We start from the raw sequence: 19,414 nt of genomic DNA on the forward strand, positions 1-19,414 counted from the left end.
CGGCACACTTTCCGGCACGGACAGGCACGGACACAGATCGAGTGCACTGCGGGAGCGAGCGGTGAGCGGAACGTCCGAAGGGCCGACGCCCGCGGCAGACCTCGACCGGTCAGCCGTCACAGACAGTGACCACACCACCTACCACCGTGTCTTCACGGCCGCCCCGCTCGCCATGGCCGTCGTGGACCACGCCGGACTCGTCGCCGGCGCCAACGCGGCCTTCGGCGAGCTGCTCGGCACCGATCCGGACGCGCTCACCGGGCGGGTCGCCGCCGACCTGGTCGACCTCGCCTCCGACGCGCGCAGCTGGCACGCCTACCGCGAGGTCCTGCGCGGACGGCAGGCGAAGCTGCGCTGCACCCGCCGGCTGAAGCACCCCGAGGGACACTCGGTGTGGGTGCAGGTCACGGTCTCCCCGCTCGGCGACGGCCGGCCGGGGGTGCTGCTGTCCGTCGCCGACATCAGCGCCCGCCGTGAACTCCAGGCACGGCTGCGGCACTTGCAGATGCACGACCCGGTGACCCGGCTGCCCAACCGCACGCTGTTCTTCGAGCGGCTGTCGGCCGCGCTGGAGGCGGAGTCGTACGAGCAGAGCGGCACCGGCCGGATCGGACTGTGCTACCTGGACCTCGACGGCTTCAAGGCGGTCAACGACACCCTCGGCCACCGCGTCGGCGACCGGCTGCTCGCGGCCGTCGCCGAGCGTCTGACCCGGGTGGCCGACGAGGCCGGCTACGCCCGCGCGGTGATCCCGCTGGTCGCCCGGCTCGGCGGCGACGAGTTCGCGCTGCTCGTGGAGGACTCCACCGGCACCGAACAGCTCGCCGAACTCGCCGAGTCGGCGCTGAAGGCCCTGGAGGAGCCCTTCGACCTGGCGGGCCAGCGGCTGTCGCTGACAGCGTCCATCGGGGTCGTCGAGCGGCACGCGGCCGGTACGACGGCCACCGGCCTGATGCAGGCCGCGGACACGACCCTGTACTGGGCGAAGGCCGACGGCAAGGGCCGCTGGACCCTGTTCGACCCCGAGCGCAACGCGCACCGGATGACCCGTCAGGCCCTGTCGTCCACTCTGCGCCCCGCCATCGACCGCGGCGAATTCGCGCTCGAATACCAGCCGTTGGTCGGCATGGAGGACGGACGCCTGTCCGGGGTCGAGGCGTTGATCCGCTGGAATCATCCTCAGTTCGGCACACTGACGCCGAATCGGTTCATCGGACTGGCCGAGGAGGACGGCTCGATCGTCCAGCTCGGCCGCTGGGCGCTCGCCACCGCCTGCCGCCAGGCCCGCCGCTGGCAGCTGGACCACCCCGAGGAACCGCCCATCTTCGTCAGCGTCAACGTGGCCGTACGGCAGGTGTGGGACTCCGACCTGGTGGCCGACGTGGCCGGGATCCTGGCCGAGACGGGCCTCGCCCCGCACCTCCTCCAGCTGGAGCTGACCGAGTCGGCGGTGATGGGCTCGGCGGGCCGCCCGCTCCAGGCGCTGCAGGCGCTCAGCGACATGGGTGTGCGCATCGCCATCGACGACTTCGGCACCGGCTACTCGAACCTGGCGTACCTGAGCAGGCTGCCGGTGAAGGTCCTGAAGCTGGACGGCTCCTTCGTGCGCGGCTTCCAGTACGAGGAGGCACCCAAGGGCGTACCGCCCAACCCCGCCGACGAGGTCATCGTCGAGGCGATGATCCAGCTGGCCCACCGGCTCGGCCTGACCGTCACCGCCGAGTGCGTGGAGACCTCCGCCCAGGCCACCCGGCTGCGCCGCATCGGCTGCGACACCGGCCAGGGGTGGCTGTACTCCCGTCCGGTGCCGCCGGATCGTATCTCCGAGCTGCTCGACACACAGGCCTACGCGGTCGGCAAGCCGTAGGCGTCCGCGATCAACTCGTAGGAGCGCAGGCGGAGTTCGCCGCGGTGGGCGTGGGAGACGAGCATCAGCTCGTCGGCGCCCGTGCGCTTGTGCAGGTCGTCCAGGCCGGAGCGGACCTCGTCGGCGGTGCCGTGCACGATGTTGGACGTCCAGGAGGCGATGAACTCCTCCTCCATGGGGCTGAACTCGTGCTTCTCGGCCTCGTCCGGGTCGGGGAAGAGGCCGGGCCGGCCGGTGCGCAGCCGGAGCATGTTGAGGGCCATCGCCCGGGTCTGGCGGCGGGCCTCGTGCGCGTCGTCGGTGGCGAGGGTGGAGACGCCGATCAGGGCGTAGGGCTCGTCGAGGACCGAGGAGGGGCGGAAGGTCTGCCGGTACAGGTCCAGGGCCGGGATGGTGTTCTGCGCGGAGAAGTGGTGCGCGAAGGCGAACGGCAGACCCAGCAGACCGGCGAGGCGGGCGCTGAAGCCGGAGGAGCCGAGCAGCCAGACCGGCGGGCGGTGCGGGGACTGGACGCCGCCGGGGCTGGTGGCCTGGACGGGGCCGGGGATCGCGTGGATCCGGCGGTAGGGGTGCCCGTCGGGGAAGTCGTCGTCCAGGAAGCGGATGAGCTCGGCGAGCTGCTCCGGGAAGTCGTCGGCGCCCTCGTTCAGGGTGTCGGTGCGGCGCAGGGCCGCGGCCGTGGCGCCGTCCGTGCCGGGGGCGCGGCCCAGGCCGAGGTCCACGCGGCCCGGCGCCAGCGCCTCCAGCGTGCCGAACTGCTCGGCTATGACGAGGGGCGCGTGGTTGGGCAGCATGACACCGCCCGAGCCGAGCCGGATGCGCTCGGTGTGGGCGGCGAGGTGGGCGAGGATCACGGCGGGCGAGGAGGATGCGACGCCGGGCATGGAGTGGTGCTCGGCGACCCAGTACCGGTGGAAGCCACGGGCCTCGGCGAACCGGGACAGCGCCACGCTGGTGCGCAGGGCGTCGGAGGCGGTACTGCCCGCGCCGACGGTCACCAGGTCCAGTACGGAGAGGGGGACGGGGGCGGTCCCGTGCGTGGTGCCCCGGATCTCGTCCGTGCCCCGGATCTCGTCTGCTGTGCCCCGGATCTCGTCTGCCTCGTCTGCCGACACGGTGCGGGCCTCCTGTTTCGCGCGTGAGCTGTCCTGGGCGCACTAACAGGAGACAGTCCCCGTTTATTCCCGTACCTGCACCAGGGGCTCGCGGGTGAACAGCGTCCCCAGCGTCGGCGCGTTGACCCGCCGGTCGGCCAGCCTCAGCCCCTCCCACACGGACACCTGGTTCGCCGTGAGCACCGGCTTGGACAGCGCCTTCTCCAGCAACGACAGATGCGCGGCCGTGTGCAGGGCCGTGTCCGGGAGCAGTACCGCCTCCGCGTCCGGGACGTCGGCCGCCCGGGCCAGCGTCAGCACGTCCTCCTCGCCCCAGGTGCCGACCTCCGCCGCCGTGACGATCCCCGAGGACCGCATCCCGGTCACCTCGAGCCCCGCGGCCCCCAGGAAGTCCGCGAACAGCGCGGCGATGTCCTCCGGGTAGGTCGCGCCGACCGCGACCCGGCGCACCCCGATCTCCCGGGCCGCGTGCACGAAGGCGAACGACGTCGAGGAGGCGGGCATCCCGGCCAGCCGGGCGAGCGTGCGCACCTGCTCCTGGGCGCCCTCCCAGCCGTGCACGAAACCGCCGCTGGTACACGCCCACACCACCGTCTCGGCCCCGGTCAGCCGCAGGCGCTCCATGCCCGCCGCGAGCCGCTCCGCGGAGCCCATCTCGCGCAGCGCCGCCACCCGGTGCGCGTCCTCGCCGATGTCGGTGTGTACCAGGTCCACCCGGATGTCGCTGCCCAGGAGCTGCTCGATGCGCGGATAGTCGTCCTCGGCGGAGTGGCCCGGGTAGAGGAATCCGAGTGCGGTCATGTCCAGCCTTCCTGCGTCTCTTCCGGCGTCTCTTCGGGCAGTGCGGAGGGCCAGGCGCGCGCCGACTCGTCCAGCAACGCCTGATAGGGCCCCACCGCCCGGGTACCCAGTCGGCGCAGCGCAGCCCACATCGTGACCTGGTTGGCAGACAGCACGGGAATGCGCAGCTCGGCCTCCAGTTGGGGGATCACGTCGTACGTCGGCAGGTTGGTGCAGGAGATGAAGAGCGCGTCGGCGGTGCCGGGGCTGACCGCCTGCCGGGCCATGGCGACGACATCCCGGTACGGCACCTGCCAGATGTGCCGGGTCAGGCCCATGAAGGCACACCCGGTGACCTCGGCACCGGCCTCGGCGACGAAGTCCTCCAGCGCCCGGGTCACGGACACGGTGTACGGCGTGACCAGCGCGACGCGCCGGATCCGCAGCTCGGCCAGCGCCTCCAGCAGCGCGCCGGAGGTGGTCACCGAGGGCGGCGCGCCCGCGAGGCGCATCGCAGCGCACATCGCCCGCTCCCCGGCGATCCCGCCGACGAAGCTGCCGGAGGTGCAGGCGTAGGCGACGACCTCGGGCGTGACGGCGGTCAGCGCGCGCACGGCGTCGCCGAGGGTCTCGTGCTCGCTCACCAGCCGGGCCAGGTCCAGACTCACCTCGACCGGCACGAACGGGGTCCGGGTCAGATGCAGCGACACCTCGTCGGGCACCCAGCGCCACAGCTCCCGGTCCAGGGCGAAGTCGAATGGGGCCACGACTCCCACACCGCGCTGGGGGCGGGGGCCACCGAGAAAGGAGACGTCCATGGCTGGCACCGGCCTCACGCTGGGAGACGAGTGGGCAACGGATCGCGAGTACGCCCGTGTTGACGAAGGTAGATTCGGGTGCGAGCGTGGTCAATCCGCGCATAATCCGTGCACGTCAGACGCTCGGAGCCGCCCCGTATGACGACCCTGCCGACCCTCCTCGTGCTGGACGCCGACCCGCCGCCGCGCCTCGGCCGGCTGACCGGCCGCGCCCGGATCGTGCACACGGACGCCGCCCACCTGGCCGAGCGGCTGCCGCAGGCGGACGTCCTGCTGGTCTGGGACTTCACCTCGCACGCGGTGCGCGAGGCCTGGCCCGGGGAGGGACCCCGCCCGCGCTGGGTGCACACGGCGAGCGCGGGCGTGGACCATCTGCTGGGCCCCGAGCTGGCCGCGTCCGACACGGTGGTCACGAACGCGCGCGGGATCTTCGACCAGCCGATCGCCGAGTACGTGGCGGCCCTGGTGCTGGCGGCCGCCAAGGACCTGCCGCGCACGCTGGAGTACCAGCGGGAGCGGACCTGGCGGCACCGGGAGGGCCGGCGGGTGGCGGGCACGCGCGCGTGCGTGGTCGGCTCGGGCCCGATCGGCCGGGCGATCGTACGCACCCTGAAGGCCCTCGGTGTGACGACGGCGCTGGTCGGGCGGGTGCCGCGGACCGGCATCCACGGGCCGGCCGACCTGGACCGGCTGATCTCCCGCGCGGACTGGGTGATCGCGGCGGCGCCGCTCACCGAGGAGACGTACCGCATGTTCGACAGCCACCGGTTCGGCGTGATGCAGCCGTCGGCGTTCTTCGTGAACGTCGGCCGGGGCGCGCTCGTCGACGAGGACGCCCTCGCCCATGCCCTGACCCGGCGCTGGTTCGCGGGCGCCGCACTGGACGTCTTCACCACCGAGCCCCTCTCCCCGGACAGCCCGTTGTGGGGACTGCCGGGGCTGATCGTCTCCCCGCACATGAGCGGGGACACGGTCGGCTGGCGGGACGAACTGGGCGCACAGTTCGTGGAGTTGTACGAGCGGTGGGCGGCGGGCAGATCACTGGTGAACGTGGTCGACAAGAAACGCGGTTACGTCCCCGGTCACTGATCTCTCGGACCTCTTGGCCTCTTGGAGGGTGCATGCAGCTCACCGACCTGACCGCCGTCCAGCTCCTCGACGGTTACCGCAAGGGCGAGTTCAGTCCCGTGGAGGCGACCGCGCAGGCCCTGGAGCGGGCCCGCCGCATCCAGCCGGAGGTGAACGCGTTCGTACGGCTCACCGAGGAGGACGCGCTGGCCCGTGCACGGGAGTCGGAGGAGCGCTGGCGGCGCGGCGAGCCGGCCGGGCTGCTGGACGGGGTGCCGGTGACGGTGAAGGACATCCTCCTCCTGCGCGGCCACCCGACCCTGCGCGGCTCCAAGACGATCTCCGAGCAAGGGAGTTGGGACGAGGACGCGCCCTCGGTGGCCCGGCTGCGCGAGCACGGCGCGGTGTTCCTGGGCAAGACGACGACCCCCGAGTTCGGCTGGAAGGGCGTGACGGACTCCCCGCTGTCCGGCATCACCCGCAACCCGCACGACCACTCCCGCACCGCCGGCGGATCCAGCGGGGGCAGCGCGGCGGCCGTGGCGCTCGGCGCGGGCCCGCTGTCGCTGGGCACGGACGGCGGGGGCAGCATCCGGATCCCGGCCGCGTTCTGCGGCGTCTTCGGCCTGAAGCCGACGTACGGCAGGGTGCCGCTGTACCCGGCGAGCGCGTTCGGCACCCTCTCGCACGCGGGCCCGATCACCCGGGACGCGGCCGACGCGGCCCTGCTGCTGGATGTCATCGGCGCCCCGGACCCACGCGACTGGTCGGGCCTGCCGCCCGCGCCCGGCTCCTTCCAGGATGCGTTGAGGGGCGGCGTGCACGGTCTGCGGGTGGCGTACTCCCCGTCCCTCGGCGGCCAGGTCGCGGTCCGGCCGGCGGTCGCGGCGGCGGTACGGCGGACGGTGGCCCTGCTGGCCGACCTCGGCGCGTACGTCGAGGAGACCGACCCGGACTTCAGCGAACCGGTGGAGGCCTTCCACACTCTGTGGTTCAGCGGCGCGGCCCGGCTCACCGAGCGGTTCTCCCCGCGCAAACGGCAGCTGCTGGACCCCGGCCTGCGGGAGATCTGCGTGCGGGGCGCCCGCTACAGCGCGCTGGACTATCTCGCCGCGGTCGACGTCCGCATGGACCTCGGCCGCCGTATGGGCCGCTTCCACGAGCGCTACGACCTCCTCGTCACCCCGACCCTGCCGCTGACGGCATTCGAGGCGGGCGTGGAGACGCCGACGGGCTCGGCCCACCGGCGCTGGACGGGCTGGACCCCGTTCACCTACCCGTTCAACCTCACCCAGCAGCCCGCGGCAACCGTCCCGGTGGGCACGGACGGGGACGGGCTGCCGGTGGGGATGCAACTCGTGGCGGCCCGGCACCGGGATGATCTGGTACTGCGGGCGGCGCACGCGCTGTACGAGGCCGGAGCGGTGTGACGGGTACAGGGCCGGCCCTGTGGCTACCGCCGGGAATCAGGCAGAGTCACCGGTGCCTGCAGTTCCGTCACCCAGTCGTCGCGGTTCTCGGGGCACTCCAGGTCGACCTCGCGGGGGTATCCGGTCGCCCGGTGGCCGCCCGCGTCGATCCAGCGGGCCAGGGTCTGGGCGGTGGGCAGGACGGTGTCCATCGATCCGCGGTGCACGATGGTCGCCGCCTGGTCGAGGGGCGGCAGGTCGAGGATGCGCAGGGCGCCGTCCTGGACAGGTGCGGAGACCTGGACGGCGGCGTGGACGGTGATCCTGCCGCCGCCCTCCGGGGCGTCCTCGTAGGACGCGATGCCGGGGCCCGGGGGCGTGACGCCTGCCGCCTCCAGGCGCCGGAACAGCTCGTCGTAGAGCGGCCCGATGACAGGGCCGATGTCCTCCGCAGCATGCCGCGCAGTTCCTCGGCGCCGACCTTCTCGTCCACGATGTCGCGCACCTGCTGGAGGGTGAATCCGAGGTCCTTGAGCGCGATGATCCGGTTGAGCCGGGCAAGCTGGGCTGCGGTGTAGTGGCGGTAGCCGCTGGCGGGGTCGACGTGGGCCGGGCGCAGCAGGCCGGTCGCGTCGTAGTGACGCAGCATCCGGACCGAGACGCGGCCGTGCCGGGCGAAGTCTCCGATGGTGAACATGATGTCTCCGAGCTGACCGCCTGACACGGTGTGAGGGTCAAGCAGCCCGTCAGGCAGCCCGCCGGAAACGGAGCGTCTCCCCCGCCGCCCCGCTGCGCCACAGGTCGTTGCAGGCCTCGGCCATCGCTTCCAGGCCCTCCACCACCTGACCCCACACGATTCCCGGCACCCAGCCCACGTCACCGTTGAGGAGCAGGTTGTTGCGTTCGTAGAACAGGGCCAGGTCGACCACCGTGGTGCCGGGGCGGACGGCGCGGTCGTAGCCGTAGGCCTTGGTGCCCAGCTCGGTGCCGGCGAAGGAGAAGTAACAGAGGTCGCCGGGAATCGGGGTGACCGTCGGGTTCTCCAGTGGGGGTTCCGTGGAGGCGAACGGCGGGAAGAGGGCGTAGATCTCGTTGCGCGCGTACTTGGCGTGGTAGACGTCGCCCGCCAGCGGCAGGGCTTCCCATACCGCCGTGCAGGTCAGGGGCGCGCGGTCGTCCAGCAGTCGTGCCGTGCAGTGCACGTCCCGCTTGTCGAGCGAGACGGTGACGAATCGGTCGGCCATGAAAACAAGGGTGCATAGCCGGGATCCGCTTGGGTAGCCGCGCCGCCATGGCTCCACCACTTGGGAACGACGTACACACATTCCGGCCGGAACTCAGACACAGCCGTCACACCCGGCGCTCGGTGCTCGGTGGCCTCGCCGCCCTCGGTGTGCTGGGCGCTGCGGGCTGCTCTCGGGTGGCCGAGGCGTCCGGCAAGGAGGGCGGCGACCTGCTCGAACGCCTCCGCGCGCAGGGCGTCGTACGCCTCGGGATCGCCGGTGAGATCCCCTTCGGGTACATCGACAAGGACGGCCATCTCACCGGTGAGGCACCCGAGCTGGCCAAGGTGATCTTCAAGCGACTGGGGGTGGACCGGGTCCAGCCCGTGCCCACCGAGTTCGGCTCGCTGATCCCCGGGCTCAACTCTCAGCAGTTCGACGTCGTGGCGGCCGGGATGTACGTCAATCCCGAGCGCTGCCAGCAGGTGATCTTCGCGGATCCGGACTATCAGATGCTCGATTCGTTCATCGTGCGCAAGGGCAACCCGCTGGGGTTGCACTCCTACAAGGACGTCGTCGCGAAGAAGGCCAAGTTCGCCACCGGCACCGGATACGCGGAGATCGAGTACGCGGTCGGGGCCGGGTACAAGCAGGGCGACATCCTCATCGTCCCGGACCAGGTGGCCGGGCTGAACGCCGTGGAGGCGGGCCGGGTCGACGTGTTCGCCGGTACGGCGCTCACCACGCGGGAAGTGGTGAAGAAGTCGAGCAAGGCGGAGGCCACCGCGCCCTTCGCGCCGCTGGTCAAGGGCAAACCGCACGTCGACGGCGGCGCGTTCGCGTTCCGGTCGAGCGAGACGAGGCTGCGGGACGCCTTCAACGTCGAGCTGCGCAGGCTGAAGTCGAGCGGGGAGTTGTTCCGGATACTTCGGCCCTTCGGCTTCACCAGGGCCGAGATGACCGGCCTCACCGCGAAGGAGCTGTGCGGCGGATGACCTCGGGACTGTGGGAACTCGTACTGAAGGGCGTCTGGACCACCGTCCAGCTGCTGGTGTTCAGCGCCCTGCTGGCCACCGCCGTGTCCTTCGTCGTCGGCATCGCGCGCACTCACCGGCTGTGGATCGTGCGGTTCGTGGCCGGCTTCTACACCGAGGTGTTCCGCGGCACCTCGGCGCTGGTGATGATCTTCTGGGTGTTCTTCGTGCTGCCGGTCGCCTTCGGCTGGCAGCTGGTGCCGATGTGGGCGGGCACGCTGGCGCTCGGGCTGACGTACGGGGCGTACGGCTCGGAGATCGTGCGCGGCGCGCTGCAGTCGGTCGATCCGGCGCAGCAGGAGGGCGGGATCGCACTCAGCTTCACCGCGGCCCAGCGGATGCGGCTGATCCTGCTGCCGCAGGCCGTGCCGGAAATGATCCCCTCCTTCTGCAATCTGCTGGTCGAGCTGCTCAAGGGCACCGCGCTGGTGTCGGTGATGGGCATGGGCGATCTGACGTTCAGCGCGAACCTGGTGCGCCTCGCGCTGCAGCAGAGCGCGGAGATCTACACGTACGTGCTCCTGATCTACTTCGCGATCGCCTTCGTGCTCACCCGGCTGATGCGTTCGCTGGAGAAGCGGCTGAAGGCCCGGATCGGCAAGGACGCCGGGACGTTCTCGGCGGCGCGTGAGCTCAAGCGCGCGCAGACGACCGGAGTAGGGGGGCGCGTCGCATGAAGTGGGACTGGAACGCCGTCAGTGAGTTCATGCCACACTTCTGGGACGGTCTGCGGGTCACCCTGGAGGCCCTGGCCCTCGGTTCGCTGCTGTCGTTCAGCCTGGGCCTGGTGTGGGCGCTGCTGATGCGGACGCCGAGCCGGTGGGTGCGCTGGCCGGTCGGCGTGGTCACGGAGTTCGTGCGCAACACCCCGCTGCTGGTGCAGCTGTTCTTCCTGTTCTACGTGCTGCCCGAGTGGAACGTGACCTTCTCCGCGCTGACCACCGGCGTCTTCGCGATCGGCCTGCACTACTCGACGTACACCATGCAGGTCTACCGGGCCGGCATCGAGGCGGTCCCGGTCGGCCAGTGGGAGGCGGCGACCGCGCTGAACCTGCCGCGGCTGCGGACCTGGACCGCCGTGATCCTGCCGCAGGCCATCCGCCGCGTGGTGCCCGCGCTCGGCAACTACGTGATCTCCATGCTCAAGGACACACCGATGCTGATGGTGATCACCGTGCTGGAGATGCTCGGCCAGGCCCGGCTCTTCTCCCAGCAGCACTTCCAGTTCACCGAGCCGGTCACCGTGATCGGTGTGGCCTTCATCCTCATCTCCTACCTGGCCTCCCTTCTCCTGCGAGCTCTGGAGCGACGCCTTGTCCGTTGAGACCCGTCCGCAGCCCTCCGCCACCGACGCCCAGCCGACCGAGCTGATCCGCCTGGAGAACGTCACCAAGCGGTTCGGCGCCAACACCGTGCTCGACCGGCTGGACTTCTCCGTCGACGCCGGCCGGCACGTGACCCTGATCGGCCCGTCCGGATCCGGCAAGACCACGATCCTCAGACTCCTGATGACCCTCACCAAACCGGACGAGGGCACGATCACCGTCGACGGGGAGCAGCTGTTCCCGGCGCCGGAGAAGCAGGTCCGGGAGGTCCGCAAGAAGATCGGGATGGTGTTCCAGCAGTTCAACCTGTTCCCGAACATGAGCGTGCTGCGGAACATCACCGAGGCGCCGGTGCAGGTCCTCGGCATGTCCAAGGACGAGGCCGAGGAGCGCGCCCGGGAGCTGCTGGAGCTGGTGGGGCTGACCGACAAGTGCGACGCGAAGCCGACCCGGCTCTCCGGCGGTCAGCAGCAGCGGGTGGCGATCGCCCGGGCGCTGGCGATGCGGCCGCAGGTGCTGCTGCTGGACGAGGTGACCTCCGCGCTCGACCCGGAGCTGGTCGCGGGCGTCCTCGACGTACTGAGGGACATCGCGCGCAGCACCGACATCACCATGCTCTGTGTGACCCACGAGATGGGTTTCGCCCGTGACATCTCCGACCAGGTGCTGATGTTCGACGGCGGCCGGGTGATCGAAGCGGGCTCTCCGGACAAGATCTTCACCGAGCCTGAGCAGGACCGCACCCGGGAATTCCTCAGCGCGGTCCTGTGACTACGGCGCGTGGATCCGGAAGATGCCGAGGTCCGACCACTGGGTCATGGCATTGGCATATGCCAGAGGGTCTACGTCGCAGCTGGGAGGGGTGAGGCGGGCAGAACAATCTCGCCAACCCCCTCTCCCCGTACCGGGTTTGCCCGTTATCGTGGTATCGATCCGCCGACCGGATCTCGCGGCCCACACAGGCGAGCGCAGGGGGACACCGTGGCGCTGATGAACGAGCCGACCGCCCCGTACCACTCGGCCCAGGACGCCCTGCGCGTGCTGGAGACCGTCGCCCGCCATTCCGCAGGCGTCACCGACACCGAGCTGGCCCGCCGCACCGGCCTCGGCTCCGAGCGGCTCACCGCCCTGCTGCGCATGCTGCGCCGGGAGAGCTATGTCGAGCAGATCACCGACGGGGCGTACGTCACCGGCGACACCCTGCGCCGGCTCACCTCCGCGCACGACCGGGAGCGGGCGGTGCGCGAGAAGCTCCAGCACACCCTGGACCGGCTGCGCGACTCGGTCGGCGCGGCGGTCTACATGAGCCGGTACGTCGACGGCGAGGTCAGGGTCACCCAGTACGCCGCCGGACCCACGACCCCGGCGGTCAACGAGTGGGTCGACTTCCGCTACTCCGCCCACGCCACGGCGGTCGGCAAGAGCCTGCTGACCCAGCTGGACCACAACGCCCGCCGCGACCACCTCTCCCGGCACAAGATGGCCCGCCTCACCTCGCGCACCATCACCAGCGACAGGCTCCTGCTGTCCCGCCTGGAGTCCCAGCCGCCGACGGTGCCGGTCCTGGACCTCCAGGAGTACGCGATCGGGACGGTCTGCGCGGCGGTCCCGATCACCGCGGGCTCCTCGGTGGGCTGCCTGGCACTGTCGCTGCCCGTGGAGCACGCGCACCGGCTGAAGCAGGCCGCGGAGGCCCTGAACCGCAACGCGGCACCGGTACTGCTGTCCCTGGCCCTGTAGCTGGTCACGAGCACCCCTCAGGACCAGGTAGTATTTTCTTCGTCGCCGGCCGCGGAGGAAAAAAACCGCGGTGGGCGGGAGTCATGCGCCGCTAGCTCAGTTGGTTAGAGCAGCTGACTCTTAATCAGCGGGTCCGGGGTTCGAGTCCCTGGCGGCGCACGATGACGATGGCGAGCCTTGTCCGCGGAAAGCGCGGACCCGGCTCGCCATCTCTGTTATTGCGCCGATGCGCCGCGTGTCGTGGGGGCTTCGCCACCCACGCCCCCTTGGGCGTCCCCAGCGGCGAGAATCCGGTACTGCGCCTCCCCCTGTGGCCGCCACCACACCGGATCGGCGCACACGTACCCCTCCCGCCGCAGCCGCGCCCGGTGGATCTTGTTCGTGGCCGTCACCGGCATCCGCTCCACCACCCGCACGAACCGGGGCGCCATCTTGGTGCCCAGATCCGGCTGGGCCGCCAGGAACTCGGCGAAACCCGTCGGATCGAAGGACCCGGCGATGGTCGCCATCACCTGATCCCCGGTCACCGGGTCCGGCACCCCGTAGACGGCGACGGCCACCGCGCCCTCGTAGCGGGCGACGATGTTCTCGATCATCGCGGCGGCCAGGTTCTCCCCGTCCACACGGATCCTGTCGTCGGTACGGCCCGCGAAGTACAGATAGCCGTCGGTGTCCCGGTAGAACAGGTCACCGGTCCGGTACGCCCCGCCCCGGCGCCGCTCGGCCTCGGCGGCCGGATTCCTCCAGTACCCCTCGAAGGGGTTCGGCCCCCGGTTCACCAGCTCACCGATCGCCTCCTCCCCGTTGAGCAGCCGCCCGGCGGAGTCGAACACGGCGGGCGGGCACTCGCGTCCCGTGGCGGGGTCGAGCACCACCAGCCCCGGGCCTGCCGGTCCCACCGCGCCCTTCGGCGTGCCCGGCGCCCACTGGATCGCCGCGCCGCCCTCGGAGGAGCCGTAGCCCTCCACCAGCCGGACGCCGAACCGCCGCTCGAAGGCCGCCGCGTCCACCGCGCCGGCCTCCGTGCCGAAACCGAGCCGCAGGGGGTTGTCCCGGTCGTCCGTGCGCTCCTCGGTGGCGAGGACGTACTGGACGGCCCGCCCGACATACGTGAAGTACGTCGCCCCGTACCGACGCACATCGGGCAGGAACCCGGACGCCGAGAACCGCCGCCGCAGCGCGACCCCCGCGCCGGCGGCCAGCGCGGGCGCCCAGTCGGCGATCACCGCGTTGCCGTGGAACATCGGCATGCAGATGTAGTGCACGTCGTCCGCGCGCACCCCGAACTGTCTCACCAGCGCCTGACCGGCCGCCGCCAGCCGGCCCTGGGAGCACAGCGCGGCCTTGGGGGCGCCGGTCGACCCGGAGGTGAAGTACAGCAGCAGCCGGTCGGTGGGTGCGGCGCGGGACGGGTCGGGCAGGGCGTCGGCGTAGGGGGCGAGGAGGGCGCCGTACTCCTCGTCGTCCGTCACGAGGATCCGCACCCCCGGCAGGTCCAGTCCGGCCAGCAGGGGCAGGTGGGCCCGCTCGGTGACCAGGAGCGGGCACTCGGTGTGCAGGATGTCCCGGGCCAGTTCGGGACCCCGGCGGGTGGGGTTGATCCCGGCGACGGCCGCGCCGGCGAGGGCGGCGGCGCCCAGCCACAGCGGGAACTCCTCGGTGTTGTCGAGGAGCACGCCGACATGCGGGAGGGCACCCGGTGGCAGCAGGTCGGCCAGGAGTGCCGCGCGGGCGGCGGCGCGGGCGGCGACCTCGTGGTGCGTCAGCGTGCGTTCCTCGCACATGAGTCCCGGCCGGTGGTCGTCCCACCGCGCGGCGACCAGCTCGGCGACCGTGCGTGTCATGGACTCCATGGAGGCGCACGGTAACTGACATAACGTCAGATGGCGAGACTAGGGAAGGAAGCCGTCCGCCATCGAGAAGGCCGAGTGGGCGACCACCATGAAGATGACGCACCCCGCGATGAACACGCTGAAGAACGCCACCGCGCAGCCGGATTCGGCGGCGAGCCGCCCGCGCGCCGGGGTGTGTGCCGTCGCCCGCTCGGGACGCTCGGCCGTGTAGTGCACGGTGACGATGTCGCCCTCGACCCTCGTCCCCGGCCCGTTGCTCTCCTCGAAGCGGACGGTACGGCCCTCGCGGGTGGTGAACTCGTACACGTGGTGGAGCGTCGTGCTCACGGAGGTCTCACCGCCGCCGCTGGTCGTGGTGTACGTCCGCAGGCAGCGCGCCTCCGCCGTCAGCCCACCGTTCCAGGCCCGGCGCACCTCCCGCGACCGGCGCAGGAGCCTGACCAGGGCGAAGACCGCCAGGGCGATCATGAGCGCGGGCACGACGTAGAAAAGCGACTCGAACATGAGGTCCCCCCGAGGTCGGTACGCCGCCCCGCCGGGCCGGCGTGCGAGGAACGTACCCGCGAGTGGGGGCGGCCGGCCTCAAGGGAACCTCAGTTTCCGTGCTGTGGCGGACCGGTCCTCAGAACGTGACGTCCGAGCAGGCGTAGAACGCGTTGCCCGTGTCGGCGATCGTCCACACCGCGAGGATGACGTGGTGCCCGCTCAGCCCGGTCGGCAGGGTGCCACTGTGGCTGAGGGTGGCCGGCGGGCGCTGGCCGTTGTACGGGACCGTCAGGAACGGGGTGAGGTTGAGGTCCGAGCGGGACAGGGCGTGGCTCTGGTTCCAGCCCTGCCTGGTGACGTAGTACTTGAAGTCCGTCGTGGCGTGCTGGGCGGTGAACTGCCAGCGGAAGGTGTACGTCTGCCCGCCCGTCACCCTGGTCGTGGGCCAGGCCGCGCCGGACGGTGTGGTCGGCGAGCTGAGCTGGGCGAACCGGCTCAGGCCGCCGTTGCAGATCTGGCCGTCGGCGGGCCCCGCGGCCGGGAATCCCTTGGGGCCCTCGACGCTCTGCGGCTCGTACTGGATGTCGCCGCAGCCCGTCACCGCGCCGTTGGCGCAGAGCTTCTGCCTGCTGATGGGGAGGTCGGTGTAGCCGTGCCCGCTGGCGCCGCCGGTGGAGAGCGCGAACGCTCCGGCGGTCACCACGCCCAGCACGACCGCGGACAACTTGGTCCTGGTGTGCATACTGCCGCTCCTGGAGAACGTGGGGAGTTCGGTGAGCTGTGCAGGTAGGTCTAGACCAAGTGCCAGATTATTGCCGCCTGTTGAACATGTCCATACCAATCACAGGCCGGGCTGCGACGGCTCCCCGCGCCGCGAACGGAGGGCGACCGTGACCCGGAGCGGCCGCACCGAGAACACCTCCACGCCGACCGGCGCGGTCTCCTCCGCGACCAGCCGGGTCAGCGCGTCCCCGGCCGCCGTCACCCCGCGCCGCGTCCCGCCCGCCGGATCCAACGGCACCCGCGCCAGCGCCGCCTCCACGCACTCCCGCACATACCTCTCGTGGTCCTCGACGCCGAGCACCGCCCGCGCGGTGTCCCGCGTCCGCCACACCACCAGCACCACCACCCCGAGCGCCGTCCCGTCGGGATCCGCCGCCGGCACCGCCTCGCTGCGCCAGTGCCGCAGCCGCACGTCGACCCCGCGCCGCCGCAGCAGCGGGTTCACCCAGAGCAGTCCGGTGCGCCGTACCGTCCCCCGGTAGCGGCCGAACAGACCGAGCACCCAGGCCCGCCCGGTCCGCCCCCGGGTCAGCCCGCCGAAGCCGAACATCCCGAGCGCCCCGGCCCCGGTGTACGCCGCCCACTGCGCCGGACCGAGCCCGTCGCCCAGGGACGCGGGCAGCCGCAGCGCCTCCACCACGGCCGTCGGGAGCAGCCCCGCCCACCAGGAGGTGGCCAGACAGCCGGCGATCCCGGCCATCCCGGCCAGCACCCCGGCCGCGCCCGGCAGTACCCGCGCCGGGCGCTCCACCAGCTCCGGGCCGGTCTCCGGCAGCGGGCGGCACACCGGCGCCGGGTGTCTCGGGCGCGGCTGCTCGCCGGTGACGTGCCGTCGGATCCCGGTGACCGACCCGTCCGGCTGCCACTCGGATTCGGGCGGTGTGTGTGACGTGGTCGTACCCATGCGTGCCTCAAGCCTCCGCGCCAGATGCGTCGTGAACAGGGGTTGGGACGGACGGACAGGGCCCTGCCGGTCGGGAGCGGCCGCCTTCGTGGTCGGGGGCGGTCGCGTGGGCGGGGGGCCGGAGGGCGGTCGCGCGGCCCGGTGGCCGGAGGGCGGTCGTCTGAGCCGGGGGGGCGGAGGGCGCTCGCGCGGCCGAGGTGGCGCGGCCGGGGGCCGTAGGACCATCGCGCGGGCGGGGGCGGAGGGCGGTCGCGCGGCCCTGTGGCCGGAGGGCGGTCGCGCGACCCGGTGGCCGGAGGGCGGTCGCGCGACCCGGTGGCCGGAGGGCGGTCGTCTGAGCGGGTGCTCGTAGGGCGATCGCGTGGGCGGGGGTCGTAGGGCGGGTGGTCAGAGGCCGCCCGCCCGGCCCGGCGATCAGAGACCGGCCGGCCCGGCACTCAAAGGCCGCCCGCCCGACCCCACCCACTCACCACCCGCCCACCGGCCACCCTGCCCGGTACCCACAGACCGCCCGCACGGCCCGGCCGTCACAGAACCGATCGCCTGGTCCGACGCCCAACGGCCACTCGCCCACCCCAGCGGTCCAAGACCGCCCGCCCGACATAGCCGACACACACCAACCACCCGACCCGACACCCACAGACCGCCCGCACGGCCCCGCCGTCACAGAACCGATCGCCTGGTCCGACGCCCAACAGCCACTCGCCCGGCCCCGCGGTCCAAGACCGCCCGCCCGGCCCAGCGGTCAGAGATCCGTCAAGCCGTCCGGGTCCGCGTCAGCGAACAGTCGGCGCCAGGTCTCCGGCCCCGGGTAGCCGTCCGCCGCGCCGCCGCGCCAGCCCTGGGTGCGCTGGAAGGCCTCCACCGCACGTCGGTCCGCTTCACCCCAGCGTGTGCCGGGCCCCGTGGGGTAGAACCTGCCGAAACCTTTCTCCACCAGTCGGCGGCCCAACTGCGCGACGTACGCGTTCTCCGCGCCCGGGCGGAAGGAGCCCCGGCCCGGATAGCCGGGCACCCCGTGCGAGACCGGCACCCCCCGAGTGGCGGGGCGGCCCGGCCCCGCCTCGGTCGCCGAGGCGGACTGCGCGCCCTTCGTTCCGGAGGTCAGGCCCCTGTAGCGGTACGGGACGTACTTGTCGGCGTTGCTCCAGTAGGGATACGGGGTGGCCTGCCGGCGGGTGCGCGGGGGTGTCTGCTCGTAGACCGTGTAATAGGTGCGCGTGTAGTCCGTCCAGCCGCCGAAGATCACCACGTGAGAGCCCTTCTCGGGGTTGCTGGGATTGTGGAAGAGCAGCATGTCGCCGGGCTCGAGCTCCGCCTTGGTGATCTTCACCCCGAACTGGTCGAGGCTGCCCGTCCACTCGTTGCCCGGCAGCCCCCAGGCCATGGAGACATAGCCCGAGCAGTCCTGCCGGTAGCCGTCGGTCCAGTAGGCGTCCATGCTGTACGGCACCTGTGCGGTCACCCAGACCTTGGCCCGGTCGATGATCTTGGTCCGGGTGGTGGCGGGGGTCGGAACGGTGTCGGGCCCCGCCGGTTTGCCCTTCGGGCCGTACAACGGGCCCTTGGCGCCCTGCGGGGTGTCGGACTCGCCGTCGCCGGGGGCGCGAAGGCCCTCCACCACGGCGGGGCGGCCGGGAGTGAGGGCCGCGGCCGGGGTGACCGCCCCGAGGACGGCGGACGCGGCGGCCACGGCAACGATCCCGCAGGTCGCCGGGCGGATGCGGGGGCGGCCGGATGCCGGACCGGGGCCGGCTCGTCGCTCCTGGACGCAGCCGGGGCAGTCGCAGTCGCGGGCGGGGTCGAAGTCCTCGAACACCGGAGCCGTCATGCGATCTACCTCACATTCGAAGGGGCTTGGTCCGCGAGTGTGCACGTTGATCAGTTTTCCAACTGTCCACCGGACCGCCACTTTGACGGCCCGAATGATGTACACGCCCCGCTCGGCCACCCTCTGATCACCCGAGGGTGGTCATGGGCACCCCTGGAGGTCAGGTAGAGTTGTCTCCGTCAGCAGGCGCCGCTAGCTCAGTTGGTTAGAGCAGCTGACTCTTAATCAGCGGGTCCGGGGTTCGAGTCCCTGGCGGCGCACCGACCGAAAGGCCCCTCGCGAAAGCGGGGGGCCTTTCGCGTGTCCGAAAATCGCCCCTGTCCGGAACCGGGCCCTCCCCCCGACTGGCCGGATACCCTCTCGCCATGGCAGCCCGGGACCTCCAGGAGCGGATCAAGAAGCTGATCGTCGACCGACGGCTGCCCTCGGGTGCCCCGCTGCCGACCGAGCCCGAGCTGATGGAGTACCTCGGCGCGAGCCGGAACTCCGTCCGCGAGGCCCTGAAGGCGCTGCAGGCGATGGGGATCGTGGAGATCCGGCACGGTTTCGGGACGTACGTCGGCTCGATGTCGTTCGCACCCATGATCGAGGGGCTGGCCTTCCGCACCGTCGCCGGGCACTACCGTGGCGAGGACTCCCTGCTGCAGCTGCTGGAGCTGCGCGAGGCCGTGGAGACCGGGCTGGTCTCGCGGCTGGCCGGGCGGCTGCCCGAGGCGGACCTCGTCGAACTGGACGCCCTCGTGGACCGCATGGATCAGGAGGCCGCCGAGGGGGCGGGCCTCGCCGAGACCGACCGGGCCTTTCACGCCACCCTCTACCGGGGGCTGGACAACGTGCTGCTGAGCGAGGTGCTGGAGGCTTTCTGGGACGCCTTCCACCGGGTACAGCGGGATCTGGTGGACGTGCCGCAGGACCCCCGGGTCACCTGCCGCCAGCACCGGGAGATCCTGGACGCGGTCCGCTCCGGCGACTCGCTGCGGGCGGAGGAGGCCATAAGAGACCACTTCGGCAACATCCGCGTCCGCCTCTCCACCACCGGTACACCCCGGCCGGCCGGGACCACCGGCACACCCCCGTCTCCCACGACCACCGGCACACCCCCGCCACCCGCGACCACCGGCGCGCGCCCGTCCCCCGAGCCCCACACGCGCCACAATGAACGGGTTTGATCGGTAAAC

General features: G+C 71.8%; 17 protein-coding genes, 2 tRNA genes and 2 pseudogenes. 11 read left to right on the forward strand and 10 right to left on the reverse strand.

The window, feature by feature from the left end:
- The first annotated feature begins 61 nt into the window (after nt 1-61).
- Nucleotides 62-1,867: a putative bifunctional diguanylate cyclase/phosphodiesterase gene (locus ACWGJ5_RS27430; protein ID WP_453312334.1), complete on the forward strand. Its 1,806-nt coding sequence runs from the start codon at nt 62-64 to the stop codon at nt 1,865-1,867.
- Here the strand turns inward: ACWGJ5_RS27430 and ACWGJ5_RS27435 are convergent.
- From ACWGJ5_RS27435 to ACWGJ5_RS27445, 3 genes are all read right to left on the reverse strand, one after another.
- Entirely contained in the window at nt 1,846-2,982 is a 1,137-nt protein-coding gene (locus tag ACWGJ5_RS27435; protein WP_453312335.1) for an LLM class flavin-dependent oxidoreductase, read from the reverse strand. The genes ACWGJ5_RS27430 and ACWGJ5_RS27435 overlap by 22 nt on opposite strands.
- Before the next feature lie 63 nt (nt 2,983-3,045).
- Entirely contained in the window at nt 3,046-3,783 is a 738-nt protein-coding gene (locus ACWGJ5_RS27440) for a maleate cis-trans isomerase family protein (RefSeq protein WP_453312336.1), read from the reverse strand.
- Nucleotides 3,780-4,580, reverse strand: coding sequence for a maleate cis-trans isomerase family protein (locus ACWGJ5_RS27445; RefSeq protein WP_453312413.1), 801 nt, complete (start codon nt 4,578-4,580; stop codon nt 3,780-3,782). Before ACWGJ5_RS27445 ends, ACWGJ5_RS27440 begins: the two co-directional genes overlap by 4 nt.
- Before the next feature lie 138 nt (nt 4,581-4,718).
- Here ACWGJ5_RS27445 and ACWGJ5_RS27450 point away from each other — a divergent pair, with 138 nt between their 5' ends.
- Complete coding sequence (locus ACWGJ5_RS27450; protein WP_453312337.1) at nt 4,719-5,669, forward strand: D-2-hydroxyacid dehydrogenase; 951 nt, start codon at nt 4,719-4,721, stop codon at nt 5,667-5,669.
- Nucleotides 5,670-5,701: 32 nt separating this feature from the next.
- Nucleotides 5,702-7,078 carry an amidase gene (locus ACWGJ5_RS27455; protein ID WP_453312338.1) on the forward strand — a complete coding sequence of 459 codons (1,377 nt, stop codon included), beginning with the start codon at nt 5,702-5,704 and terminating at the stop codon, nt 7,076-7,078.
- Nucleotides 7,079-7,101: 23 nt separating this feature from the next.
- On the opposite strand, the pseudogene ACWGJ5_RS27460 reads toward ACWGJ5_RS27455, so the two are convergent.
- Both ACWGJ5_RS27460 and ACWGJ5_RS27465 read right to left on the reverse strand, forming a co-directional pair.
- A pseudogene (locus ACWGJ5_RS27460) lies at nt 7,102-7,754 on the reverse strand (MerR family transcriptional regulator).
- Between the two features lie 49 nt (nt 7,755-7,803).
- A complete protein-coding gene (locus ACWGJ5_RS27465) occupies nt 7,804-8,301 on the reverse strand; it encodes a DUF3830 family protein (protein ID WP_453312339.1) in 498 nt (165 codons plus the stop codon).
- Nucleotides 8,302-8,348: 47 nt separating this feature from the next.
- Here ACWGJ5_RS27465 and ehuB point away from each other — a divergent pair, with 47 nt between their 5' ends.
- The 6 genes from ehuB to ACWGJ5_RS27495 all read left to right on the forward strand — a co-directional run bounded on the left by ehuB (nt 8,349) and on the right by ACWGJ5_RS27495 (nt 12,538).
- A complete protein-coding gene (ehuB, locus tag ACWGJ5_RS27470; protein WP_453312340.1) occupies nt 8,349-9,275 on the forward strand; it encodes an ectoine/hydroxyectoine ABC transporter substrate-binding protein EhuB in 927 nt (308 codons plus the stop codon).
- Nucleotides 9,272-9,991, forward strand: coding sequence for an ectoine/hydroxyectoine ABC transporter permease subunit EhuC (ehuC, locus tag ACWGJ5_RS27475; protein ID WP_453312341.1), 720 nt, complete (start codon nt 9,272-9,274; stop codon nt 9,989-9,991). The genes ehuB and ehuC overlap by 4 nt, the downstream gene beginning before the upstream one ends.
- Nucleotides 9,988-10,638 carry an ectoine/hydroxyectoine ABC transporter permease subunit EhuD gene (gene ehuD / locus ACWGJ5_RS27480; protein ID WP_453312342.1) on the forward strand — a complete coding sequence of 217 codons (651 nt, stop codon included), beginning with the start codon at nt 9,988-9,990 and terminating at the stop codon, nt 10,636-10,638. The genes ehuC and ehuD overlap by 4 nt, the downstream gene beginning before the upstream one ends.
- Entirely contained in the window at nt 10,628-11,410 is a 783-nt protein-coding gene (gene ehuA / locus ACWGJ5_RS27485) for an ectoine/hydroxyectoine ABC transporter ATP-binding protein EhuA (RefSeq protein ID WP_453312343.1), read from the forward strand. Before ehuD ends, ehuA begins: the two co-directional genes overlap by 11 nt.
- Before the next feature lie 210 nt (nt 11,411-11,620).
- The gene (locus ACWGJ5_RS27490) at nt 11,621-12,379 is read left to right on the forward strand and encodes an IclR family transcriptional regulator (RefSeq protein WP_453312344.1); all 759 of its coding nucleotides are present in this window, start codon (nt 11,621-11,623) and stop codon (nt 12,377-12,379) included.
- 85 nt (nt 12,380-12,464) lie between these two features.
- A tRNA-Lys gene (locus ACWGJ5_RS27495) sits at nt 12,465-12,538 on the forward strand.
- 56 nt (nt 12,539-12,594) lie between these two features.
- On the opposite strand, the gene ACWGJ5_RS27500 is transcribed toward ACWGJ5_RS27495, so the two are convergent.
- The 5 genes and pseudogenes from ACWGJ5_RS27500 to ACWGJ5_RS27520 form a co-directional block, all read right to left on the reverse strand.
- A complete protein-coding gene (locus tag ACWGJ5_RS27500) occupies nt 12,595-14,232 on the reverse strand; it encodes an AMP-binding protein (protein ID WP_453312345.1) in 1,638 nt (545 codons plus the stop codon).
- Nucleotides 14,233-14,271: 39 nt separating this feature from the next.
- Nucleotides 14,272-14,736: a DUF3592 domain-containing protein gene (locus ACWGJ5_RS27505; RefSeq protein ID WP_453312346.1), complete on the reverse strand. Its 465-nt coding sequence runs from the start codon at nt 14,734-14,736 to the stop codon at nt 14,272-14,274.
- Nucleotides 14,737-14,854: 118 nt separating this feature from the next.
- Complete coding sequence (locus ACWGJ5_RS27510) at nt 14,855-15,460, reverse strand: lytic polysaccharide monooxygenase auxiliary activity family 9 protein (protein WP_453312347.1); 606 nt, start codon at nt 15,458-15,460, stop codon at nt 14,855-14,857.
- A gap of 141 nt (nt 15,461-15,601) precedes the next feature.
- Nucleotides 15,602-16,444 (reverse strand): annotated as a pseudogene (locus ACWGJ5_RS27515) (SPFH domain-containing protein); the annotation flags it as partial.
- A gap of 706 nt (nt 16,445-17,150) precedes the next feature.
- A complete protein-coding gene (locus ACWGJ5_RS27520; protein WP_453312348.1) occupies nt 17,151-18,236 on the reverse strand; it encodes a peptidoglycan-binding protein in 1,086 nt (361 codons plus the stop codon).
- A gap of 186 nt (nt 18,237-18,422) precedes the next feature.
- Between ACWGJ5_RS27520 and ACWGJ5_RS27525 the strand changes: the two genes are divergently transcribed.
- Together ACWGJ5_RS27525 and ACWGJ5_RS27530 are read left to right on the forward strand one after the other, a co-directional pair.
- A tRNA-Lys gene (locus ACWGJ5_RS27525) sits at nt 18,423-18,496 on the forward strand.
- A 105-nt stretch (nt 18,497-18,601) separates the two neighbouring features.
- The gene (locus ACWGJ5_RS27530; protein ID WP_453312349.1) at nt 18,602-19,405 is read left to right on the forward strand and encodes a FadR/GntR family transcriptional regulator; all 804 of its coding nucleotides are present in this window, start codon (nt 18,602-18,604) and stop codon (nt 19,403-19,405) included.
- The last annotated feature ends 9 nt before the right edge of the window (nt 19,406-19,414 follow it).

The organism is Streptomyces sp. NPDC054783 (genome assembly GCF_053611725.1).

Coding starts and splice junctions, on each gene's coding strand:
- ehuC (WP_453312341.1), top strand. CDS start 9,272: ATGACCTCGGGACTGTGGGAACTCGTACTGAAGGGCGTCTGGACCACC.
- ehuD (WP_453312342.1), top strand. CDS start 9,988: ATGAAGTGGGACTGGAACGCCGTCAGTGAGTTCATGCCACACTTCTGG.
- ACWGJ5_RS27510 (WP_453312347.1), bottom strand. CDS start 15,460: ATGCACACCAGGACCAAGTTGTCCGCGGTCGTGCTGGGCGTGGTGACC.
- ACWGJ5_RS27530 (WP_453312349.1), top strand. CDS start 18,602: ATGGCAGCCCGGGACCTCCAGGAGCGGATCAAGAAGCTGATCGTCGAC.
- ACWGJ5_RS27505 (WP_453312346.1), bottom strand. CDS start 14,736: ATGTTCGAGTCGCTTTTCTACGTCGTGCCCGCGCTCATGATCGCCCTG.
- ehuB (WP_453312340.1), top strand. CDS start 8,349: ATGGCTCCACCACTTGGGAACGACGTACACACATTCCGGCCGGAACTC.
- ACWGJ5_RS27520 (WP_453312348.1), bottom strand. CDS start 18,236: ATGACGGCTCCGGTGTTCGAGGACTTCGACCCCGCCCGCGACTGCGAC.
- ACWGJ5_RS27445 (WP_453312413.1), bottom strand. CDS start 4,580: ATGGACGTCTCCTTTCTCGGTGGCCCCCGCCCCCAGCGCGGTGTGGGA.
- ACWGJ5_RS27465 (WP_453312339.1), bottom strand. CDS start 8,301: ATGGCCGACCGATTCGTCACCGTCTCGCTCGACAAGCGGGACGTGCAC.
- ACWGJ5_RS27500 (WP_453312345.1), bottom strand. CDS start 14,232: ATGGAGTCCATGACACGCACGGTCGCCGAGCTGGTCGCCGCGCGGTGG.
- ACWGJ5_RS27440 (WP_453312336.1), bottom strand. CDS start 3,783: ATGACCGCACTCGGATTCCTCTACCCGGGCCACTCCGCCGAGGACGAC.
- ACWGJ5_RS27450 (WP_453312337.1), top strand. CDS start 4,719: ATGACGACCCTGCCGACCCTCCTCGTGCTGGACGCCGACCCGCCGCCG.
- ACWGJ5_RS27455 (WP_453312338.1), top strand. CDS start 5,702: ATGCAGCTCACCGACCTGACCGCCGTCCAGCTCCTCGACGGTTACCGC.